This window comes from Bacillus sp. FSL H8-0534 (assembly GCF_038005885.1).
GTDB lineage: Bacteria > Bacillota > Bacilli > Bacillales > Bacillaceae_G > Bacillus_A > Bacillus_A pseudomycoides.
In genome coordinates this window covers 585837-605657 of the sequence record NZ_JBBOUC010000001.1, presented here as the reverse complement: position 1 = coordinate 605657, position 19821 = coordinate 585837, and the positions used below count along the sequence as shown (strand labels likewise).

Annotated in this window: 21 protein-coding genes, 2 pseudogenes and 1 other annotated feature; of the genes and pseudogenes, 20 read left to right on the top strand and 3 right to left on the bottom strand. The window is 36.5% G+C overall.

Annotation, left to right across the window (positions count from 1 at the left end; all coding sequences use genetic code 11):
* The first annotated feature begins 362 nt into the window (after positions 1-362).
* Positions 363-572: a binding site (T-box leader), on the top strand.
* A gap of 168 nt (positions 573-740) precedes the next feature.
* Both proB and MHH71_RS03375 read left to right on the top strand, forming a co-directional pair.
* Positions 741-1844, top strand: coding sequence for a glutamate 5-kinase (gene proB, locus MHH71_RS03380; RefSeq protein ID WP_006094865.1), 1104 nt, complete (start codon positions 741-743; stop codon positions 1842-1844).
* Between the two features lie 239 nt (positions 1845-2083).
* On the top strand, positions 2084-3331 hold the full coding sequence (locus tag MHH71_RS03375) for a glutamate-5-semialdehyde dehydrogenase (protein ID WP_018767037.1): 1248 nt from the start codon (positions 2084-2086) through the stop codon (positions 3329-3331).
* A 266-nt stretch (positions 3332-3597) separates the two neighbouring features.
* Here MHH71_RS03375 and MHH71_RS03370 read toward each other — a convergent pair whose 3' ends face one another.
* Positions 3598-5157, bottom strand: coding sequence for a glycoside hydrolase family 10 protein (locus tag MHH71_RS03370; RefSeq protein ID WP_026008672.1), 1560 nt, complete (start codon positions 5155-5157; stop codon positions 3598-3600).
* Between the two features lie 251 nt (positions 5158-5408).
* On the opposite strand from MHH71_RS03370, the gene MHH71_RS03365 reads away from it, so the two are divergent.
* From MHH71_RS03365 to MHH71_RS03335, 8 genes and pseudogenes are all read left to right on the top strand, one after another.
* Positions 5409-5714 carry a PTS sugar transporter subunit IIB gene (locus tag MHH71_RS03365; RefSeq protein ID WP_003197701.1) on the top strand — a complete coding sequence of 102 codons (306 nt, stop codon included), beginning with the start codon at positions 5409-5411 and terminating at the stop codon, positions 5712-5714.
* Between the two features lie 12 nt (positions 5715-5726).
* The gene (locus MHH71_RS03360) at positions 5727-6998 is read left to right on the top strand and encodes a PTS sugar transporter subunit IIC (RefSeq protein WP_018767039.1); all 1272 of its coding nucleotides are present in this window, start codon (positions 5727-5729) and stop codon (positions 6996-6998) included.
* Between the two features lie 95 nt (positions 6999-7093).
* Positions 7094-8157 (top strand): annotated as a pseudogene (gene anmK, locus MHH71_RS03355) (anhydro-N-acetylmuramic acid kinase AnmK); the annotation flags it as partial.
* Positions 8158-8175: 18 nt separating this feature from the next.
* Positions 8176-9075: a BadF/BadG/BcrA/BcrD ATPase family protein gene (locus tag MHH71_RS03350; protein ID WP_018780461.1), complete on the top strand. Its 900-nt coding sequence runs from the start codon at positions 8176-8178 to the stop codon at positions 9073-9075.
* A 46-nt stretch (positions 9076-9121) separates the two neighbouring features.
* Positions 9122-9406 carry a hypothetical protein gene (locus tag MHH71_RS03345; protein WP_018767041.1) on the top strand — a complete coding sequence of 95 codons (285 nt, stop codon included), beginning with the start codon at positions 9122-9124 and terminating at the stop codon, positions 9404-9406.
* 40 nt (positions 9407-9446) lie between these two features.
* Complete coding sequence (plsY, locus tag MHH71_RS03340; RefSeq protein WP_018780462.1) at positions 9447-9995, top strand: glycerol-3-phosphate 1-O-acyltransferase PlsY; 549 nt, start codon at positions 9447-9449, stop codon at positions 9993-9995.
* 13 nt (positions 9996-10008) lie between these two features.
* On the top strand, positions 10009-10200 hold the full coding sequence (locus MHH71_RS30515) for a hypothetical protein (RefSeq protein WP_018780463.1): 192 nt from the start codon (positions 10009-10011) through the stop codon (positions 10198-10200).
* Positions 10184-11187 (top strand): annotated as a pseudogene (locus tag MHH71_RS03335) (aminotransferase class V-fold PLP-dependent enzyme); the annotation flags it as partial. The gene MHH71_RS30515 and the pseudogene MHH71_RS03335, both read left to right, overlap by 17 nt.
* 44 nt (positions 11188-11231) lie before the next feature.
* On the opposite strand, the gene MHH71_RS03330 reads toward MHH71_RS03335, so the two are convergent.
* Positions 11232-11561: a YkvA family protein gene (locus tag MHH71_RS03330; RefSeq protein WP_003197720.1), complete on the bottom strand. Its 330-nt coding sequence runs from the start codon at positions 11559-11561 to the stop codon at positions 11232-11234.
* Between the two features lie 188 nt (positions 11562-11749).
* On the opposite strand from MHH71_RS03330, the gene MHH71_RS03325 reads away from it, so the two are divergent.
* The 10 genes from MHH71_RS03325 to spoIISB all read left to right on the top strand — a co-directional run bounded on the left by MHH71_RS03325 (position 11750) and on the right by spoIISB (position 19357).
* Positions 11750-12019, top strand: coding sequence for a hypothetical protein (locus MHH71_RS03325; protein ID WP_033798871.1), 270 nt, complete (start codon positions 11750-11752; stop codon positions 12017-12019).
* A gap of 74 nt (positions 12020-12093) precedes the next feature.
* A complete protein-coding gene (locus MHH71_RS03320) occupies positions 12094-13404 on the top strand; it encodes a DEAD/DEAH box helicase (protein ID WP_029426828.1) in 1311 nt (436 codons plus the stop codon).
* Positions 13405-13673: 269 nt separating this feature from the next.
* Positions 13674-14309 (top strand): TetR/AcrR family transcriptional regulator, encoded by a 636-nt coding sequence (locus tag MHH71_RS03315; protein ID WP_006094853.1) that lies wholly within the window; start codon positions 13674-13676, stop codon positions 14307-14309.
* Positions 14310-14358: 49 nt separating this feature from the next.
* Complete coding sequence (locus MHH71_RS03310; RefSeq protein WP_006094852.1) at positions 14359-15633, top strand: MFS transporter; 1275 nt, start codon at positions 14359-14361, stop codon at positions 15631-15633.
* A 312-nt stretch (positions 15634-15945) separates the two neighbouring features.
* On the top strand, positions 15946-16356 hold the full coding sequence (locus MHH71_RS03305; protein WP_018780467.1) for a VOC family protein: 411 nt from the start codon (positions 15946-15948) through the stop codon (positions 16354-16356).
* Between the two features lie 185 nt (positions 16357-16541).
* Complete coding sequence (locus tag MHH71_RS03300; protein ID WP_006094850.1) at positions 16542-17018, top strand: MarR family winged helix-turn-helix transcriptional regulator; 477 nt, start codon at positions 16542-16544, stop codon at positions 17016-17018.
* Between the two features lie 159 nt (positions 17019-17177).
* Positions 17178-17912 carry a 2,3-diphosphoglycerate-dependent phosphoglycerate mutase gene (gene gpmA / locus MHH71_RS03295; protein WP_018780468.1) on the top strand — a complete coding sequence of 245 codons (735 nt, stop codon included), beginning with the start codon at positions 17178-17180 and terminating at the stop codon, positions 17910-17912.
* Between the two features lie 197 nt (positions 17913-18109).
* A complete protein-coding gene (locus tag MHH71_RS03290) occupies positions 18110-18850 on the top strand; it encodes a type II toxin-antitoxin system SpoIISA family toxin (protein WP_006094848.1) in 741 nt (246 codons plus the stop codon).
* A gap of 113 nt (positions 18851-18963) precedes the next feature.
* Positions 18964-19101: a hypothetical protein gene (locus MHH71_RS03285; RefSeq protein ID WP_003197740.1), complete on the top strand. Its 138-nt coding sequence runs from the start codon at positions 18964-18966 to the stop codon at positions 19099-19101.
* 79 nt (positions 19102-19180) lie between these two features.
* Entirely contained in the window at positions 19181-19357 is a 177-nt protein-coding gene (gene spoIISB, locus MHH71_RS03280) for a stage II sporulation protein SB (protein ID WP_003197743.1), read from the top strand.
* A 14-nt stretch (positions 19358-19371) separates the two neighbouring features.
* On the opposite strand, the gene MHH71_RS03275 is transcribed toward spoIISB, so the two are convergent.
* Entirely contained in the window at positions 19372-19713 is a 342-nt protein-coding gene (locus tag MHH71_RS03275; protein ID WP_006094847.1) for a GNAT family N-acetyltransferase, read from the bottom strand.
* Between the last annotated feature and the right edge of the window lie 108 nt (positions 19714-19821).

The window sequence follows — 19821 nt, the reverse complement described above, 5'->3', positions numbered from 1 at the left end:
CGTGTTAATACAAAATACCTCTTTTGTTGTACGTTAAGAGATATTTGTTCAGAAAACTATATCAACGTTTTCTAGATATAATCAAGTTAATAAAGTGCGTACAAGATTCAGTGATCAATTAATTTTTGGCGTTTTCTTTCTGAACATGTGGTTATCCTTTAAGAACGTTGTCATAGTAAATTTTTCTAGTCCTTAGCGTGCAATTTTCCAAGAATGGTGTTGTATTTTTATAAACCCCGATAATTTCCATTTATCAATAAAAATTAAATATGCAGCCTTCTTTGTTTTTTAAAACATCTCTTGACATAAAAATCCACTGTATTGCATAATATAAAAAATTAAAATTAAAATTAAAATTAAAATTAAAATCGTTGAAGGGAACTAGTACATATGTTTTCTTGCGCAAGAGAGTGGAATCCGCAGGCTGAAAGATTCCTCGCAAAGAAACTATCGAACCTATCCCCGAGTTTTAAACGAAAGTTTAAGCGTATGCCTGCGTTACAGGCGACAAGCGGATATGGATCATATCAATGAAGGTGGTACCGCGGAACGATGACCGTTTCGTCCTTTTTAAGGGCGGAGCGGTCTTTTTATTTGAATTTTTGTTGCGAAATGGGCATCATTTGCAGGGGATTTTTCCCTGCAAATTGCACGCGGTAGAAGAGTATTTTGTTTCCATTCGAAAAAAGAAGCGGCACACCTTATAAAAAAATTTTCATTTTAGACGAGGAGGTACAAAAGTGAAAAAACAACGAATTGTCATAAAAATTGGAAGCAGTTCTTTGGCAGCGAATCAAGGCGGCATCTCTAGCGAACAGCTTTCAGATCACGTTGCCGCCTTGGCACGGCTGAAACAGGAAGGACATGAAATTTTGCTGATTACATCCGGGGCCGTTGCCGCAGGCTTCTCTGCTCTTGGGTATCCCGGACGGCCTGTGACAATCAAAGGAAAACAGGCTGCCGCCGCTGTCGGGCAAAGTCTCTTAATGCAGGCGTATACAGAGGAATTCCTCAAATATGGGATTGTTACCGCGCAGCTTCTACTAACAAGAAGCGATTTTTCTAGAAAAGAACAATACAGCAATGCCTATGCAACTTTATCAGAGCTGCTGGACCGCTCTGCCTTGCCTATTATCAATGAAAACGATTCTATTTCTGTAGAGGAGCTAACGTTCGGAGATAATGACATGCTGTCGGCTTTAGTAAGCGGGCTCGTGTCGGCAGATATGCTCATGATTTTTACGGATGTGAACGGTTTGTACGACCGGAATCCTCAGAAAAATCCGGACGCGAAAAAGTATTACTTTCTTCCTGACGTTACGGAAGAAATTGACGCTCTTGCCGGAGATGCTGGCTCAAAGCTCGGTACCGGCGGCATGAGATCGAAAATCGATGCGGCGAAGACGGCGCTGTCTCTCGGTGTGAGCGTATTCATCGGAACAGGAAGCGGACAGGAGAAGTTTTTAGATGTTTTGAAAGGCAAAGGTGACGGAACGTACATCGGTAATACGCCGCAAAAAGTGATCAAGATGAACAAGCAATGGATTGCATTGCATTCGCTCGTGAGAGGACAAATCGAGGTGGATGCTGGCGCAGCCGCTGCTATCGTCCATCATGGAAAAAGTCTTCTGCCCGCTGGTGTTACCGGCGTGTTCGGGATCTTTCAGGCCGGCGAAGTGGTGGAGGTCATCACGCAAAAAGGACGCGTAATCGGCAAAGGGCAGTGCAGATATAGCGCAGAGGAATTGCGGGCGCTGAAAGGCATGCGGAGCCGTGACATTCAAGCGCGAGAAGAAAGGCATAGCTACGAGGTCATTCATAGGGATAATTGGGTTTCATCTTAAGAAAAACAGAAGCCGGCTTGTTTAGGTGCAAAAACCAAGGCTTTTCGTCTTAACTGGCGTTTTTTGCCTTTTCTCTGCTCAAAGCGTCAGTAACTTGAATGTTTAGACAGGATGAGCAACAGAACGTTAAGAGCCCGGTCGATTCAACTAATATCTGTGTAGGAGAGTTTTGGGTTGCAGTGCCTAGCTGGCGGAGTTAGACACGTCTCAAATTTTATCTTTAAAAGGGGGAAGTGAAAATGAACGAAGTATTAGCAAAGGGACAAAAAGCGAAAGCGGTTATGAGAGAGCTTGTGGCCAAATCGACGGATCAAAAAAATAAGGCGCTGGCGGCTATCGCTGAGAAATTGATGGCGGAGACATCCTACATTTTGACGGAAAACAAACGGGATATCGAACAAGGAAAAGCGAAAGGAATGTCTGCATCACTCCTTGACCGCCTCCTGTTGAACGAACAGCGCATCATTGACATGGCAGAGGGCATCCGGCAGCTGATTGATTTGCGTGACCCTGTCGGAGGGTGCGTGGCGGCATGGGAACGGCCGAACGGATTGTCCATTCAGGAGGTGCGCGTGCCACTCGGCGTTGTGGGGATGATTTACGAGGCGAGGCCAAATGTGACGGTGGATGCGGCCACGATTTGCTTGAAAACAGGAAACGCGGTGATTCTGCGCGGTAGTTCTTCCGCCATTTATTCCAACAAAGCCATTGTCGCTGTCATTCACCGGGCACTCGAACAAACTAGCCTGCCTCCAGACAGCGTACAGCTCATTGAAGATACGTCACGTGAAAGCGCAAAGCAGCTGTTTACATTGAACGAGTACTTAGATGTTCTTATTCCAAGAGGCGGCAAGCAGCTGATTGATATGGTAGTGAGAGAAGCGTCTGTCCCTGTATTAGAAACAGGTGCGGGAAATTGTCACATTTTCATTGATGAAACAGCAGATAAACAGATGGCATTCGACATTATTGTAAACGCTAAAACACAGCGCCCGTCCGTATGCAACGCTATTGAAACAATTGTACTTCATGAGAATTGGGTGGAGCGTTACGGTACTGAGCTGTTTTCCTTCTTGAAGGAAAAAGGAGTGGAGCTACGCGGGGATAAGAAAGCTTTGACAATTGATTCATCTCTTGTCCCTGCTTCAGAAGAAGACTGGCAAACAGAGTTTTTGTCTCTTACGCTGGCAGTCAAAATCGTTTCCTCGGTTGAAGAAGCGATTCGCCACATCAATGCTTATGGCTCCAAGCATTCCGAAGCGATTATTACAGAAAACGAAGGAAATGTCAGTAAATTTTTCATTTCCGTCGATGCCGCGGCGCTGTACCATAATGCTTCGACTCGCTTTACGGACGGCTTTGAATTTGGCTTCGGCGCCGAAATCGGCATCAGCACGCAAAAGCTGCACGCGCGGGGGCCGATGGGATTGCCTGCATTGACTTCCACGAAATATGTGATTCGTGGGAATGGACAGATTCGGGGATAAGAAGCAGAGGGCAGATGCAAAGCCCCTCCTGCTTTATTTTTGCTTTTGTTTGTACAGCCACTTATATGTTAATGAAAAAACGTCTAAAGGTAAATGACAGCAATATCGCCGGATACTACCTTTAACCCTATTAGAACCATATAACATGAAAAAATGGATGAACAGATCAAATATAGTAAATGCATACCCTTCCTAAGCCTGGGTAGTTTGTTTTTTGAATATGCGTAAGGTAAAATCCCTCATATATAGAGTGAGGGATTTTATGATTACTTCGCTTGTATAGTAGTTTTGCTAGAAGGGATACTCTCGTTATGCAACCGATCCAAAGCAGTCACCACATACGTATACGTCTTACCAGACACAGCTGTTTTATCTACATAAATTTCCCCAGGTTTTGTTTTTCGTACAGTAGTAAGTAAGTTTTCAGCTTTTTGAATGTCAACGTCATTCTTTTCATTTACTCGATAGATTGCATAATACGTAGAATCATTGTTTCTATCATCGATGATTCCTAAGGCAATACCATCATTTCTTGCAATAGCACCTTTTAAAGTAGGTTGCTTAGGTGGATCGTGATCTAGCCAAGGCATTGGTGGAATTAATGCAGGATGTGTATAAATATCTTTTTGTAGTCGATCTTTTATTCCTAATGGATTGTTATTTATATCTTTAAGGCTAAAGTGCATGCTACCTTTTATTTGTGAATATTGATGATTTAATGCAATTTGCCTTGGATATTCTTCAGGGTCTGACCAAGCGGGGACTGAGTTATTATTAATTTTATATGCAGCTTGTCCAATATATAGGTGAATTTGTTTGTTTTCTGTTTCTTTTATCCACCAATCTAGTAAAACGTCATATGCTGCAGGTGCAAAACCGATATTCCAATAGATTTGTGGTGTAATATAGTCAATATACCCTTTTTGTATCCATTCTCGTGTGTCAGCATATAGGTCATCATAATTTCTTTGTCCAGCAGTTGTATTAGAACCGGTTGGATCATCAGCAATATTCCTCCATACTCCAAATGGACTAATTCCAAATTTGACATAAGATTTTTCTTGTTTAATAGCAGTATTTAATCCGTTTACAAGTTGGTTCACATTATCACGACGCCAGTCTTCAATGTTAGAAAATCGCCCATTATTATATGTTTCATATGTGTTTTGATCTGGAATTTCCTCACCCGCTACTTTGTAGGGATAAAAATAATCGTCCATGTGAAGTGCGTCAATGTCATAATTTTGTACAATTTCCAATGCACCTTCCGTTATAAAAGCTTTCACTTCTGGAATACCAGGATTATAGTATAGTTTCCCGCCGTAGGGTATGACCCAATCGGGATGTTGCTTTGCTGGGTGGTTTTCTGCTAATCGGTTTATATCGGTATGATTCATCGTTATTCTGTAGGGATTAATCCAAGCGTGGAATTCAAGATTTCTTTTATGTGCTTCTTCAATCATAAATGCGAGTGGATCATAACCGGGGTCTTTTCCTTGTATGCCTGTGAGATATTCGGACCAAGGGCCATATTGGGAAGGGTAAAAAGCGTCTGCGGTTGGTTTAATTTGAACAACAACTGTATTCATACCTAGATTTTTTACATCATCTAGTAGTTTGATAAATTCTTGTTTCAGCTTTTCGATAGGTAATCCTGGCTTAGAGGGCCAATCAATGTTGAGAACAGATGCAATCCATGCGGCGCGTAATTCATGTTTTTGATACGTAGTAGGTACTTCAGCTTGTGTGAACCTAGAGCTTATGAACAAGAAGGGAATAATCAAGATGACGCTACAACAACTCATCAATAATTTTCTGAAAATAATCGTACGCCTCCTTACATATTCTATTTTCGAGACTACTATATCACGTGAATATAAGATTCACAATTGAGAAAGTAGGGGCTGAAACTTTTATTTAACATAAAAAAATTTTTTTCTGAAATTTCATTTCGTCAGAACTAATTTGTCTACATTCTTCATATGATTTTTAATAACGTGAAACTTCCTTTCGTTGGTGGTTTGACAGTCCTTGAAAAAGGATAAAAATTACTTAAAGCATATAGGAGGATTATGAAATGAAAGTTCTGTTTGTATGCTCTGGAGGAATGTCCAGTTCAATTGTTGTAAACGCTTTAAAAAAAGAAGCGGAGAAGAAGGGAATTAATATGGATGTACACGCAATTGGAACGAGTGAAGTGGAAGAAGAGGTTAAGAACGGCTGGGACGTTGTAATGGTTGCTCCGCAAGTAAGGCATAGATTTGATGCAGTGAAAAAAATAGCAGATGAGCAGTCTGTTCCTTGTGGTATAATTCCGCCACAAGCTTATACACCACTTGGTGGACCGACGCTATTAAAGGCTGTGAATGAATTAATCCGTTAGGAGGGAAGTTTGATGAATAAGTTTGTCTCATTTCTTGAGAATAACTTATCTGGTCCAATGGCGAGGCTTTCTGAGCAAAGGCATTTACAAGCAATTCGTGATGGTGTAATTTCAGCATTACCGTTTATTATTGTAGGAAGTTTCTTTCTAATTGTGGCGTTTCCGCCTCTTCCAAAGGATAGTTTTATTTCACTATGGGCAGCCAAACATCAAACGAGTATTTTAATACCGTATCGGTTAACGATGTTTATTATGTCGCTCTATATCGCCTTTGGTATTGGATATAATTTAGCGAAAAGTTACAAATTAGATGCCTTATCAGGAGCGCAGCTTGCAGTCTGCTCATTACTTCTTACATTGACACCTGAACTCATTGATAAGAAAGGATTTATGCTCCCAATGACAAACCTTGGAGGGCATGGGTTATTTGTTACAATGATTGTTTCCATTTTATCGGTTGAGATTTTGAGATTCTGTAAGACGAAAAATGTGATGATTAAAATGCCAGAGCAAGTACCACCGTCTGTATCTCGTTCTTTTGAAGCACTTATACCTGCTGCTTTCGTTATTATTATTATGAGTATTATTACTGTTGTTTTTAGCATTGATTTACATCATTTAGTTGATAAGCTAGCTGCACCATTAGTAAAAGCTGGTGATAGTTATTTTGGAGTTATTCTACCTGTGTTTCTAATTACATTCTTCTGGTCATTTGGCATACATGGTGTTTCTGTTGTTGGGACAGTTGCCCGTCCTTTATGGGAAGTTTATCTTGGTAAAAACTCTGCTGCAGTTGCAGATGGAGCAAGCAGTATACCATTTATTGCACCAGAACCATTATACCAATGGTTTATATGGATTGGTGGTTCCGGAGCTACATTAGGGCTTGTATTAGCCATGATTGTCTTCGGTAGATCAAAGTATTCCAAAGCGCTGTCAAGAACGTGTATTGTACCTGGTATTTTTAATATTAATGAGCCAGTTATATTTGGGCTTCCAATCGTGTTAAACCCGATTTTAATTATTCCTTTTATTATTACACCATTAGTAACAGCGACAATTGCTTATACTGCAACAGCAATGGGACTGGTTACACCAACTTATATTATGCCGCCATGGACATTACCAGCTCCAATTGGTGCATATTTAGCGACGGGTGGAGATTGGAGAGCTGTTGTGTTAGTCTTCATTAATATAGCAATCTCATTCCTTATCTATCTGCCATTTTTTAAAATGTACGATAAAAATATGATTGAAGTCGAAAAGAGTGGTGATGGCGAGTGAGGTTCTGTGAACGTGTAATGATGCGAAATATGAAGAAATCATACAGATATGTATTAGAGTGATAGGCAACTAGTCTATCACTTCTTTCATGATTAAAGGTGAAACTAATCAGCTTTATTACAGTACCGTTTTCAAAAGAAATAACAAATGAAATTCAGCAAGCCTTATCTATAGAAGCTTCTAACGTACAACTTATATGTAGTTTGAATTTTAAGCTCGGGCTATGTTTTGCGAATGCAGTGAAAAAAGTCTGTAAACAATCTGATTTTCCAATAGAACAATTAGATTTAATTGACTCGCATGGTCAAACGATTTATCATCAGCCTGTTCAAGAGAAGACGATTGTTCCATCGACACTACAAATCGGAGAACCCGCAGTTATAGCCTATGAAACAGGAACAACAGTCATTTCAAATTTTCGAACAATGGATATGGCGGCTGGTGGTCAAGGAGCCCCTCTTGTTCCATATTCAGAACTTATTTTATATAGAGACCAAAATAAAAATCGATTACTTCAAAATATTGGTGGGATAGGGAATGTAACTGTAATTCCAAGCCGAGTATCTAAACAAGAAGTGATTGCCTTTGATACGGGGCCAGGAAATATGGTGATAGATGAAGTATGTCAGCGATTATTCCAGTACTCGTTTGATAAAAATGGTGAGATAGCAAGACAAGGAAGTGTCATAAATGAAATGCTTTATTCTTGTATGAGTCATTCGTTTTTTAAAACTGTTCCACCTAAGTCAACAGGAAGAGAACAGTTTGGAGAAGAGTTTACAGATGAATTGCTAAAGCGATTTAAGGAGCACCGTAAGGAAGATATTGTAGCTACTGTAACGATGTTTACAGCAAACTCGATTGTTCATCATTATCAAAAAGTTATTTCTCCTTATTATCATATTGATGAAGTTATTCTTGACGGAGGTGGAAGTTATAATAAAACACTTGTAGAAATGATAAAAGAGAGTTTGAAGGAGGCGCCCTGTAAAGTACTTATACAAGAGGAAATTGGGTATTCATCATCCGCAAAAGAAGCAATTGCTTTTGCTGTGCTAGCAAATGAAACATATCATCGTAATCCAAGTAATGTACCAAGTGCTACAGAAGACATCCTGTCGTTTTAGGTAATGTAACATTCCCTCCAATTGTGAGGTAAGAAAAAGTGGGTGGAAAGATGAAGTATATGATAGGTGTAGACGGTGGTGGGACGAAGACAGAAGCGATTGCATTTGACCAAAATGGTAAAGAAATAGCAAGAAGTATGAGCTGTTTCGGAAATGTTTTACTAGATTATGAGAAAGCTTTATCGCATATTATGGAGGCAATTGAATATTGTCAACAAAGCTTGTCTAAAGAGGACTGCGTTTGTATTTGTTTAGGGCTGGCGGGTGTGAAAAGTATAGATATTAATGTGTTAAAGGAACGTTTAATAGCGAGATATCAAACAAATATTGAAATTTATGATGATGCAGTAATTGCACATGCGGCCTTATTAGGAGGAAACGATGGTATTTTAACAATAGCGGGAACAGGTGCTATCTGCTTAGGGAAAAAAGGAGCAGAATATGAGTATAGTGGAGGATGGGGCCATATTTTAGGAGATGAAGGGAGTGGGTATTGGATTGCTTTGCAGGCGTTAAGAAGGATGACAATCGAGTATGATAAAGGTGAGCAATTTTGCAATCTTAGCAGAGTAATACAAAAGCAAGTTCCTATTCATACACCATTTGATATAAAACAACTTGTATATTCCTCACAGAAAGATCAGGTTGCTGCGATTACCCCCCTTGTAATAGAGGAAGCAAGGAAAGGTAATGATGATGCGTTCAAAATTATATCAAAAGCTAGTGAAGAATTAGCCAGAATTACAGTTGACGTGTATAAGAAAATGTCATTTGAAGTACCAATTTCAATTGCAGTAAAAGGCGGAATTTTGTGCTCTGTACCAGAAATATATGCTGAATTTAAGAGGTATTGCGAAAACTATATTAATGAAATAAATTTTATTCAGAGTGAAATTTCATCAGCAAAAGGAGCTTATTTTTTAGCTGTAAAAAAATCTACTTTATTTTAAATACAGTTTTTCCATATAGCAGTCTTCTTTAAAAAGGAGGTGTTATATGGATTTTGGGATTAAAATATGGATTTTTTTATTTAGAATTTCATTTCCGATCTTCTTGCTTATCGTATGTATGAATATTATAGCCATTATAGGAATTGATAAGGTTCCGGTGCATAAACCGCAAGTTATAATACTTGTAAGTTTGTTTATAGCCTGGTCAATAGGATATATTTTACAATATATTAAATCCGTACGTGTTATTGCATGGAATTTGATAGGAATTACAACGGTAGCAAGTTTCATATTTTATTGTATGGCTTACTTCTATGCCACTTATGCTTGAAGAGTGTATTGAGAATAGTAAATAGAAAGTGAATGATTATATGATTCATATCAACCAGTTTCTGTATGTAATAGGTGCTTATATGGTTGGGAACATATTAACAGCATATATGATTATAAAATGGAAATACGGGATAGATATTCGAGATGTTGGTAGTGGAAATCCTGGTGCGAGGAATATGGGGCGTTTATACGGAAAAGTATATTTTATTGCTACATTTCTAGGAGATGTCCTTAAAGGAGCAATTGTTGTTTATGTAGCAAGAATCTTATTTGGGGAGTCTATATTTCTATTAATCTCGCTACTAGCAGTTGTTGTAGGTCATATATATCCAATTTTCTTTAAATATAAAGGCGGAAAGGGAATTTCGACATTTATTGGCGGACTGATTGTGTTCAATTATTTGATAGCGCTCACTCTGGTACTTATATTTATTTTGTTTTATTTAATTTTTAAGAGTTTTACAAAGGCTGGTTTAATTACAATCGCTTGTTTACCACTTTGTATGATTGCATACTCTTATTCTATGGTAGCGATTGTATTAAGTGTTTGCATTATTATATTGATTTTGTACGCACATAGAAAATAAAGGGGATTAAAACATGGGGCTAATGTATAAAATTGCTGATCAAGCATGGGAGTTTGAAAGTATTCATAAACTAAATTATAAAACATTCGTAGAAGAAATTCCGCAGCATGAACAAACAGAAGAGCGCAAACGTATAGATTTGTTCCATGAAGAAAATACGTATTTAAATACCTCATTTAGAGGAGTGGTTACCAGAACGTGGTGATCGTGTATATGAAATTCGTTTATTAGCTGTGGAGCAAGAATATCGAAACGGAAGAGCTTTACTCGGATTGATTCGATTTTTGCATCGCTATTTGCTTCTAAATGGGTATGATTTAGCGCTCATTTTAGCCGATGGATATCACCCGAAAAATGTTTGAACAATCTAGTATTACAAGTCTTGTGACGAAAGAATATACATTTTGACCTGGACCCGTAGAAATCGCAGAAAATGTCCAGCAAGCATTTGCTTCTAATCCAATTTCGCATCGTTCCATTCAATTTAAAGCTGCGATGGAGAATGTGAAAGAACGATTATTGCTAATGATTCAATCGCTTTACAGCTAAAGTTATTAAAGGGACGTGGATTCGTTTTAACAAATGGTGAGTTTGGAAATCGTTTAATCAAGCAGGCGATTCGAGCAAACTTATCGTTTGATACATATGAAAGAGAAATGGGGAGACCATTTTTATACAATGAAATAGAGGAATTAGCGGAAAAGCAATTGGAGCATACACTGGGCTCTCTTTTGTATTTTATAATCATACTGTAAATCCGACTGCAACTTTCTCTGTGTACATGGATATAGGAATGTACACAGAGAACAGAAGTGTACCGTACTCTCAGTCTTGGAATTTAATATGCGCCTTACAAGAAGCATTAAAGAATCTTGAAGATGAAAACAAATTTAAGAAAATATATAAGATGTATACCTTTATTGAAGCAGCTGTTACCAATATGGAATTACAACTTGTATCTCAAAAAAAGTATGCTTCATCTATCATTCTTACAATTGCATTAGATAAAGAACTTTCTTCTAAGGAAATAGGAGATTCATTAGCATTGCAAGGGTTTATTATCCATTATGAATCAAACTATTTACAACAAAATAACTGGATTCAAATTGCTTGCTTAAATCACTATAAAGAACGTGAAATGAAAAGAATGTTGGATTGCTTACAAATGCAGATAGAACAAGTACATGTATAGTACAGAAAAGACGGTTATGAAGACCGTCTTTCTTGTTTGATGCATTATGTATGTGTTGCTCCAAATAAGGATTCCATCTTTACTTTTCCTTTTTCTCGAATTTCTGCATTTGTATGTACCATGATATATCTATGTGCCCAAGCAATTGCGATAACATCATCTAACAGGCCGATTCCAATAATAGCTGCTAAATCTGGGATGAAATCGATTGACCATACATAATAGGAAAGCGCAGCTAATATAATTATTTTGGCTTTAGTAGGCAGTCCGTTCTTTTTTAAAGTGTAATATAAAATAATGCTCTCATACACACCGGATTTTCCTAATTTCGTTGCACCTTCATTTAATTTTTTCCATAATTTCTGTTTCTCCATATAATCACTCCTTATTTCGTTTTTTCATTAATTTTGTAAAAGTATATTTAACATTATGTAAATGCGCTTAAAAATATAGATTTTTTAAAAGGATAGACAAACAATCGACAAAATAACCCTTTTTATCATTTCTTTCTTGTTGTTCATACTCATATGAGTAAAAAAGAAGAATATTGGGGGGAGAAAACATGTGGCTTTTGTTTGATGTAATAGCCGATATTATTCTGTTCTATCCGAGGACTGACGCGAAATTAAAATATCATATTGCGCAGCTAAGTGAACAAGAATGGTTTCGAGATGTACATGAAGATACAAGGTATACAGGGATTATTTGGAATAATCGGAAAATCAAGAGGCTGATTTTGTTACCTACAAATATGAAATTGCTAACAAAATCAAAAGAGAAACAGAAAGAACTAATCCAAATCATTCATAGTGAGCATAAAAAAAGGAGATAAGAATTATCTTATTTTTCATATTTAGCGAAACAAGTGGTACAATGAGAGCTTAATGTGAAAAATGAGGAAAAGAAGTGATCTGTTTGAAAAACTTTTTAGAATTAGGAATTAGTGAGACATTTAATCATACATTACGTGAAAATGGGATTGCTGAAGCAACGCCAATTCAAGAGAAAGCAATCCCGGTTGTTATGGCTGGAAAAGATATAATTGGGCAAGCAAAAACAGGAACAGGGAAGACATTGGCGTTCGTCTTACCAATTCTAGAAAAAATTGATCCTGAGTCAAGTGATGTACAAGCTTTAATTGTTGCACCAACTAGAGAATTAGCACTACAAATCACAACTGAAATTGAAAAAATGCTTGTTCATCAAGAAAATATCAATGTTCTTGCGATATATGGTGGTCAAGATGTTGCGCAGCAAATGAGAAAGTTAAAAGGAAATACGCACATTGTTGTGGCAACACCAGGACGTTTATTAGACCATTTACGCCGCGAAACGATTGTATTATCCAATGTTTCTATGCTTGTATTAGATGAAGCAGATCAAATGCTTCATTTCGGCTTTTTATATGATATAGAAGACATTTTAGAAGAAACACCTGAGAGTAAACAAACGATGTTATTTTCAGCGACGATGCCAAAAGATATTAAAAAGCTTGCGAAGCGCTATATGAAAGAACCTGAGATGATTCAAATTCAAAGTGCGGAAGTAACGGTGAATAATATTAAGCAAGGTATTATTGAAACGACAGATCGGACAAAGCAAGATGCACTGCGCCATGTGATGGACCGGGATCAGCCGTTTTTAGCAGTTATTTTTTGTCGTACAAAGCGTAGAGCGAGTAAGTTATATGATGATTTAAAAGGGTACGGCTATAACTGCGATGAGCTTCATGGTGATTTATCTCAAGGAAAACGGGAACGAGTAATGAAGAGTTTTCGTGATGCGAAAATTCAATATTTAATCGCAACAGATGTAGCAGCTCGTGGATTAGATGTAGAAGGCGTAACACATGTATTTAACTATGACATTCCAGAAGATGTAGAGAGTTATATACACCGAATTGGCCGAACTGGACGCGCTGGTGGATCAGGCCTTGCAATTACATTCGTTGCACCGAAAGATGAAATGTATTTAAAAGAGATTGAAAAAGGCATTGGCGCAACGTTGCAAAGACAAGAGTTGGAACTACCTGTTAAACAAAACGATGATGCGAGTGAAAAAAAGAAAAAACAGCAAATCAAAAAACCAAAGAAAACAGGTCAATACGGTCAAAAAGATAACCCTGGGGGATCAAAGAATACAAAACAACGATCATTTCATAAACCAAGTGAAAAGAAAAATAGCAAAAAGCAAGGTCAGCAGAGACGCGGTAGATAATATAGAGTAAGTGTTTATAGTGAAAAGTCGTTTCCTTTTAAAGAAGGGAACGACTTTTTTTGTTTTTATGTACAGCAGGTAAATAGATGTAAAGAATTCTTTTTTGTTCATTAAAGTAGAAGGATAATTTAATTAGGATGTTGTATACATCATTAGGAAACATGTGGTAAAAACAACTTGATTCATTTTAATTTGTATGACACTTTTTCACAGGCTACGCATATATTTATACTAGACCGACAGTCGGTCTAGATGAAAGGAGTTTCTTTGTGAGAACAGTAAAAGAATATGAAGAACGTAGAAATGAAATTCTGGATACAGCAGAAAAACTGTTCGTTTCTAAAGGGTATATGAAAACAACTGTAAATGATATTTTACGAGAAATTGGTATTGCGAAAGGAACATTTTATCATTATTTCAAATCAAAAGAGGAAGTAATGGACGCTATTATTACTCGGATTGTAAATGCAGATGTAGTGGCCGCAAAAAAGATTGCCTCAAGTCCTAATATCACTGTGTTGGATAAATTGTTTCAAATTTTAATGGTGCAAGTGCCGAAAGCAGGTGGGAATAAAGAAAAAATGATTGAACAATTTCACCAGCCAAATAATGCAGAAATGCATCAAAAAAGTTTAGTGCAAGCTATTTTACATTTAACACCTGTTTTAACAGAGGTAATTGAACAGGGAATCAAAGAAAAAATTTTTGAGACGGCTTACCCCCAGGAAACAATGGAGTTCTTGATCGCGTCTGCACAAGTCATATTCGATGAAGGATTGTTTCAATGGCAGCCGCATGAAGCAATGCAAAGAGCAAAGGCGTTTATCAATATAATGGAAACGACTTTGGGAGCTAAAAAAGGAACGTTTAATTACATTTTGGATATTTTGATGAGGCAGTCCTAAAATAATTTTTTTATAAAATTTTTAGACCGGCAGTCGGTCTAGACCCTTGATGAAAGGTGTGTATACGATGCAAAATACCATCAATATAAAATCTTTCCCTAAAGATTTTAACCTCATGGTGATTGGACAAATTGTATCTATCTTAGGTTCCACCCTTTTACGTTTTGCTTTATCACTCTATGTACTGGATATAACGGGGCGTGCGGACATTTATGCTACTTTGTATGCTATATCGAGTGTCCCTTTGTTGTTGTCACCTCTTGGCGGGGCTATCGCTGATAGATTTAACCGGCGTAATTTGATGGTAATCTATGACATATTAAGTAGTGTTATTATTTTCTGCTTTCTTTTGTTATTATCAGTCGGCAAGACTTCCGTGGTACTTATCGGTGTTGTTATGGTTTTGCTAGCGATTATTAGTGCAATGTATTTCCCTGTTGTTATGGCGAGTATTCCGCTGCTCGTTACGGAAAAAAAGCTAGAACAGGCAAATGGTATCGTGAATGGTGTTCAAGCTTTGTCGGGTGTAGCGGCACCTGTTTTGGGCGGAGTGCTATACGGCCTTGTAGGGTTAAAAATGCTTGTCGTGCTGAGTGGTATCACTTTTTTCTTGTCAGCAATATTAGAGACTTTTATTAAGATTCCGTTTGTTAAAAGGAAACAGGATGAGCATATTGTGCCAACAATCGCAAAAGACCTGAAAGTTGGATTTACCTATGTTGTCAAACAGCCTTATATATTGAAATCCATGATATTAGCCGCTTTGCTCAACTTGATCCTTACACCACTCTTTATTGTCGGTAGTCCCATCATTTTACGAGTAACGATGCGAAGTAGCGAAACGTTGTATGGCATCGGGATGGGACTCATAGATTTTGCTACAATTTTAGGGGCTTTATCCATCGGTTTCTTTGCGAAAAAGATGCAAATGAAAACAATATATCAGTGGATACTTATGATTGCTCTATTAATTGTACCGATGGCGGTCTCCATTATGCCACTTGTTCTTAGATTTGGATACTATCCGTCATTTATCCTCTTTATCTTGTGTGCAATTCTTATTACAATGGCAATGACCATTATCTCCATTTTCGTTATTACAGTCGTACAAAAGAAAACACCTAACGAGAACTTAGGAAAAGTCATGGCAATTATTACAGCGGTAGCGCAATGTATGGCACCTATAGGTCAGGTCATATATGGATTTATGTTTGAAATTTTTAGTATAAAAGTTTACTTACCTATATTATTTATAAGCCTCATAATGATAGTAATAGCAATTGTAACGAAGGGAATATTGAGAAATGAGGGGGAAACGGCGTGATATGATTTGGTTATTCCAATGGAAGTATTGAAACAACTACTATATTTTAATATATTTCTAATCAAATTTCTCCAATGAAATTCATGTTTGACACTTATAATTTATTTGGTACACATGTTATTGTTCTGTGATTACTACCAGTATTATTCATTTGAAACTCCTTTTTATATTGTTATTCTCTTAAAACTTAGAGGCTATTATAAGTTGACAATCCAATATTTTTTGAGGAAAATACAGTTATAGGAATGTACGTTCTGTTCGTTGGAGGACTAGCGATTTCAAGTGTATCTACATAAAAGGAGATGTTTCTAATTGAAGAATACAAGACAAAAAATTACTACTTTTTTAATGTTTGACGGCAATGCAGAGGAGGCTATGACTTTATATACTTCTTTATTTGATCAATCAGAAATTATAAATATTTCTCGTTACGGTGCAAATGAGCCTGGTAAAGAGGGAACTGTAATGCATGCTACATTCACATTAAATGGGCAAAAGTTCATGTGTATAGATAGTAGTGTGAAGCATGAATTTACATTTACTCCTTCTATGTCACTGTATGTAAATTGTGATACAGAGGCGGAAATTGATGAAGTCTTTAATAAGCTAGCGCAAGAAGGAGAAGTTTTAATGCCGCTTGCAGTTTATCCATTTAGCAAGAAATTCGGTTGGCTTAATGATAAGTATGGTGTTTCTTGGCAGCTAAACTTTTCTGCAAACTAGGTCTATGTTAGTAAATAAAAACGTATTCTCAATCTAATGAGTAATACGTTTTTTATTCATTTAGAATTTTGCTTTGTAAGTTCTGCTAGTGATTTTAAGTGAAATTCCCTCTTATTAAGTCAAATGGGTTGATTTAATATTTCAGAGATAAATTGTGGTATAATTTACATATAGGGGGAAAGTAGATGACACAACATAAAGAAGAACAAATGAATCAAGCACTTGCACTGTTTTATTTTGCATATAAAACATTTACAGAAAAACCAGATGAAATTATAAAAGAGTATGGTATACAGCGAGTTCATCATCGAATCTTATTTTTTATTGCTCGTTTTCCTGGGCTTAGTATAAATGAATTGTTATCTCTGTTAGAAATAAGTAAACAAGCTCTTCACGGGCCACTCCGTCAGCTTCTTGAAAAGGGGCTTATTGAAAGCAAGGAAGCAGAACACGATCGTCGTGTGAAACAGCTTGTCCTAACGACAGAAGGAGCAGAGCTAGAGAGAAAACTAAGCGATGTACAAAGAGAACAAATGAGCAGTATTTTTTCAAAATTTGGTGAAACATGTGAAGAGAATTGGCATCAAGTTATGACTGAACTAGCAAATAGCCGTTTAGGTTTTGATGCATGGTTATCTAAGCGTGAAGAACCAATTGATTAAAATGAGTAAATAAATTATTCATCTGTTTTTTGAGTTTGAAAAAGAACCGATTTTATCCATGTATTTTGGCAACTATGGATAAAAAAATAACATTACCAGATACTTTATTACGTGTACGCATTGCAAAATTTAAATTTACATTTCCGGAAGGGGATTATTATGATAAAGCTTGTACTCATTCGTCACGGACAAAGTTTATGGAATCTTGAAAACAGATTTACAGGATGGACAGATGTAGACTTATCAAAAAATGGATTAAATGAAGCAAGAGAAGCAGGTGCAATTTTAAAAAACAATGGATATACGTTTGATGTTGCGTATACATCTGTTTTAAAACGGGCAATTCGAACGTTGTGGATTATTCTACATGAAATGGACCTTGCATGGGTTCCTGTACATAAATCATGGAAGTTAAATGAAAGACATTATGGAGCATTGCAAGGATTAAATAAGGATGAGACAGCAAAGAAATATGGTGATGAGCAAGTTCATATATGGAGAAGAAGTACTGATGTAAGACCGCCAGCACTTACTGAAGATGATCCAAGGTATGAAGCTGATGATCCAAGATATAAGTTGTTGAAAAAAGGTGAATTTCCACTTACTGAGTGCTTAGAGGATACAGAACAAAGAGTATTGGACTTTTGGCATAATGAAATTGCACCGATGTTACAATCTGGTCAAAAGGTAATCATCTCATCACACGGGAATACAATTCGTTCGCTTGTAAAATATTTAGATAATCTATCGGATGATGGTGTTGTATCATTAAATATTCCGACGAGTATACCACTCGTATATGAACTAGATGAAAATTTACGCCCAATTCGTCATTACTATTTAAGTATGAATGGTGAAGTTCCGGAAGGTGTGATTCCGAAACATATATCCTGATAAAAAATATTTGTGAAAATTTGAAATGTATGCTTGTCTACATATAAAATGTAGATTCATTATAAAAGACGTGGCTTCCTTCTCATGTATATGCAATGCAGCTAACTTTAGAAGGTTGTCCATGTCTTTTGTCATAATGAGAGGGAAATCAGCATGTAATGATATCGTGAGAAGTTTTTGAATGGAGGGTGATGTGATTGACGGTCTCTAACATTCGAGTTGGTTTGTTTCTTCTCGTATTAGTCTTTTTATTTCTTATTTTCTTTTATTGGAAAAATGAAGAATTGTACGAAGAAAAAAAGCAACTTATTCGAAAAACATGGTATGGTGTGTTTATTACATCAGTCACAATGTATTTCATGATGAAAGGAATTGATTTAACCCTCTGGAAAAATATTTTAATGTTCGTTGCAATGGTGATTTTTGTTGATATTGCATTTATTTTAACTCCAAACATTTCTGAAATATGGGGTGCAAAATTTAGTGATATCGGAAAGACCGTTCAATCTATTAAACGATCATTAATTGCTTCGAAAGCACGAGGTGAGATCTACACAACAATTATTCAAAATGTAAACCCAGCAGCATTTGGTACGATGGAGTGGCAAACTGAAACAGAATATGCACAAAGTTTAAATGTATTTCTTGATACGTATGCAGAAAAAATTGGGGCGAAGATTGTCGTATTTGTGACAGAAGGTGAATTAAATACGAATTTTCGTGGTATCCGTTCTCAATTTAGTATTACAGTTCCTGTGGAACATATAGAACAATTAAATGAACAGAAAGCAGTGCAAGTTGAAAATGTTGGTATCATACCAGCCAAAATAGTAAGAGATGTTTGTATTGTTATTGATGGTCAAAAGAATAACCTTCAAGACCGGGATTTTGAAAATGTATATAACTTAACAATTCATCATAGTTATTTTAGTAAGTAAGGACAGAATCTAAATTCTGTCCTTTTCCTTTATACATAATGTAGAACAAATTTCGAGAAGATGGAACAAAGTTGAATAAAATCGGACAATCATTCCTACACTAGCACGTAGAGGTGATTGTAGTGGAAAAAGAATATGGTAGTGAATTTTTCAAAGAAGAAGCTGAAGATACAACAGATTTCTCTTTAATAAAAGGAGATACAATGCAGCAAGTAGAAAATTTAGAAGAAGAATTAAAAAGAAAAGGATAAAAGTGCACCATTTTTATATTTAATATATAATAAAGATAGACAAAGATTGTATCTTTTTTTACAAAAGGGGGAGGAGAAAATGCAAGAAATGAAACAGCAAAAACTTGCTTTTTTTAAGAAAGAAAAAGAAGATTCAAATACAGATTTCTCTCTTGTGAAAGGTGCATTAACGGAAAATATTAATCGACTAGAAAAGATCGTGAATGGTGATGCATCAAAATATATACAGGGAAAAAACTTGAAAGAAAATGCATAGGTGCATTTTCTTTTTTATTTTTTCTTCATTCCTATCGCAAATTCTTCGAAATCTAGCTTTTCATAGAATAGAATGTATTCAGCTGTACAAATTAATTGCAAGTGTAGGTTCTGTTTTTGGCATTCTACAATTAATTTTTGAACGATCTCCTTTCCATTTCCGCGATTTTGAAAGGAGGGATGAACGACTAATCCACATAGATAAGCGTTAATTATCCCATCTGAAATAATACGTCTGGTTCCAATTAATTGATCGTTATCATAAGCACTTATGACAAAAGTACTTTGAATGAGAGTATGATGCAATTGCTCTTTTGAAAGCTTTAAATAGTCATCCCCACTGATTATTAGTTGCATCAATCGGGCTTTTACGGGCAGTTGATCCTCCGCCTATCTTACTCGTTTTTCTTTGAATCTTGAGGTGGGGATTTTACTGCCCGTTAATGCGGGGTAAATTGAAAATGT

Excerpts from the sequence above, each read along its gene's own strand:
- MHH71_RS03345 (WP_018767041.1), top strand. The coding sequence starts at position 9,122 with ATGGATTTTGGGATTAAAATATGGATTTTTTTATTTAGAATTTCATTT.
- MHH71_RS03365 (WP_003197701.1), top strand. The coding sequence starts at position 5,409 with ATGAAAGTTCTGTTTGTATGCTCTGGAGGAATGTCCAGTTCAATTGTT.
- plsY (WP_018780462.1), top strand. The coding sequence starts at position 9,447 with ATGATTCATATCAACCAGTTTCTGTATGTAATAGGTGCTTATATGGTT.
- gpmA (WP_018780468.1), top strand. The coding sequence starts at position 17,178 with ATGATAAAGCTTGTACTCATTCGTCACGGACAAAGTTTATGGAATCTT.
- MHH71_RS03330 (WP_003197720.1), bottom strand. The coding sequence starts at position 11,561 with ATGGAGAAACAGAAATTATGGAAAAAATTAAATGAAGGTGCAACGAAA.
- MHH71_RS03310 (WP_006094852.1), top strand. The coding sequence starts at position 14,359 with ATGAAAGGTGTGTATACGATGCAAAATACCATCAATATAAAATCTTTC.
- MHH71_RS03375 (WP_018767037.1), top strand. The coding sequence starts at position 2,084 with ATGAACGAAGTATTAGCAAAGGGACAAAAAGCGAAAGCGGTTATGAGA.
- MHH71_RS30515 (WP_018780463.1), top strand. The coding sequence starts at position 10,009 with ATGGGGCTAATGTATAAAATTGCTGATCAAGCATGGGAGTTTGAAAGT.
- MHH71_RS03275 (WP_006094847.1), bottom strand. The coding sequence starts at position 19,713 with ATGCAACTAATAATCAGTGGGGATGACTATTTAAAGCTTTCAAAAGAG.
- MHH71_RS03325 (WP_033798871.1), top strand. The coding sequence starts at position 11,750 with ATGTGGCTTTTGTTTGATGTAATAGCCGATATTATTCTGTTCTATCCG.
- MHH71_RS03360 (WP_018767039.1), top strand. The coding sequence starts at position 5,727 with ATGAATAAGTTTGTCTCATTTCTTGAGAATAACTTATCTGGTCCAATG.
- spoIISB (WP_003197743.1), top strand. The coding sequence starts at position 19,181 with ATGCAAGAAATGAAACAGCAAAAACTTGCTTTTTTTAAGAAAGAAAAA.
- MHH71_RS03300 (WP_006094850.1), top strand. The coding sequence starts at position 16,542 with ATGACACAACATAAAGAAGAACAAATGAATCAAGCACTTGCACTGTTT.
- MHH71_RS03350 (WP_018780461.1), top strand. The coding sequence starts at position 8,176 with ATGAAGTATATGATAGGTGTAGACGGTGGTGGGACGAAGACAGAAGCG.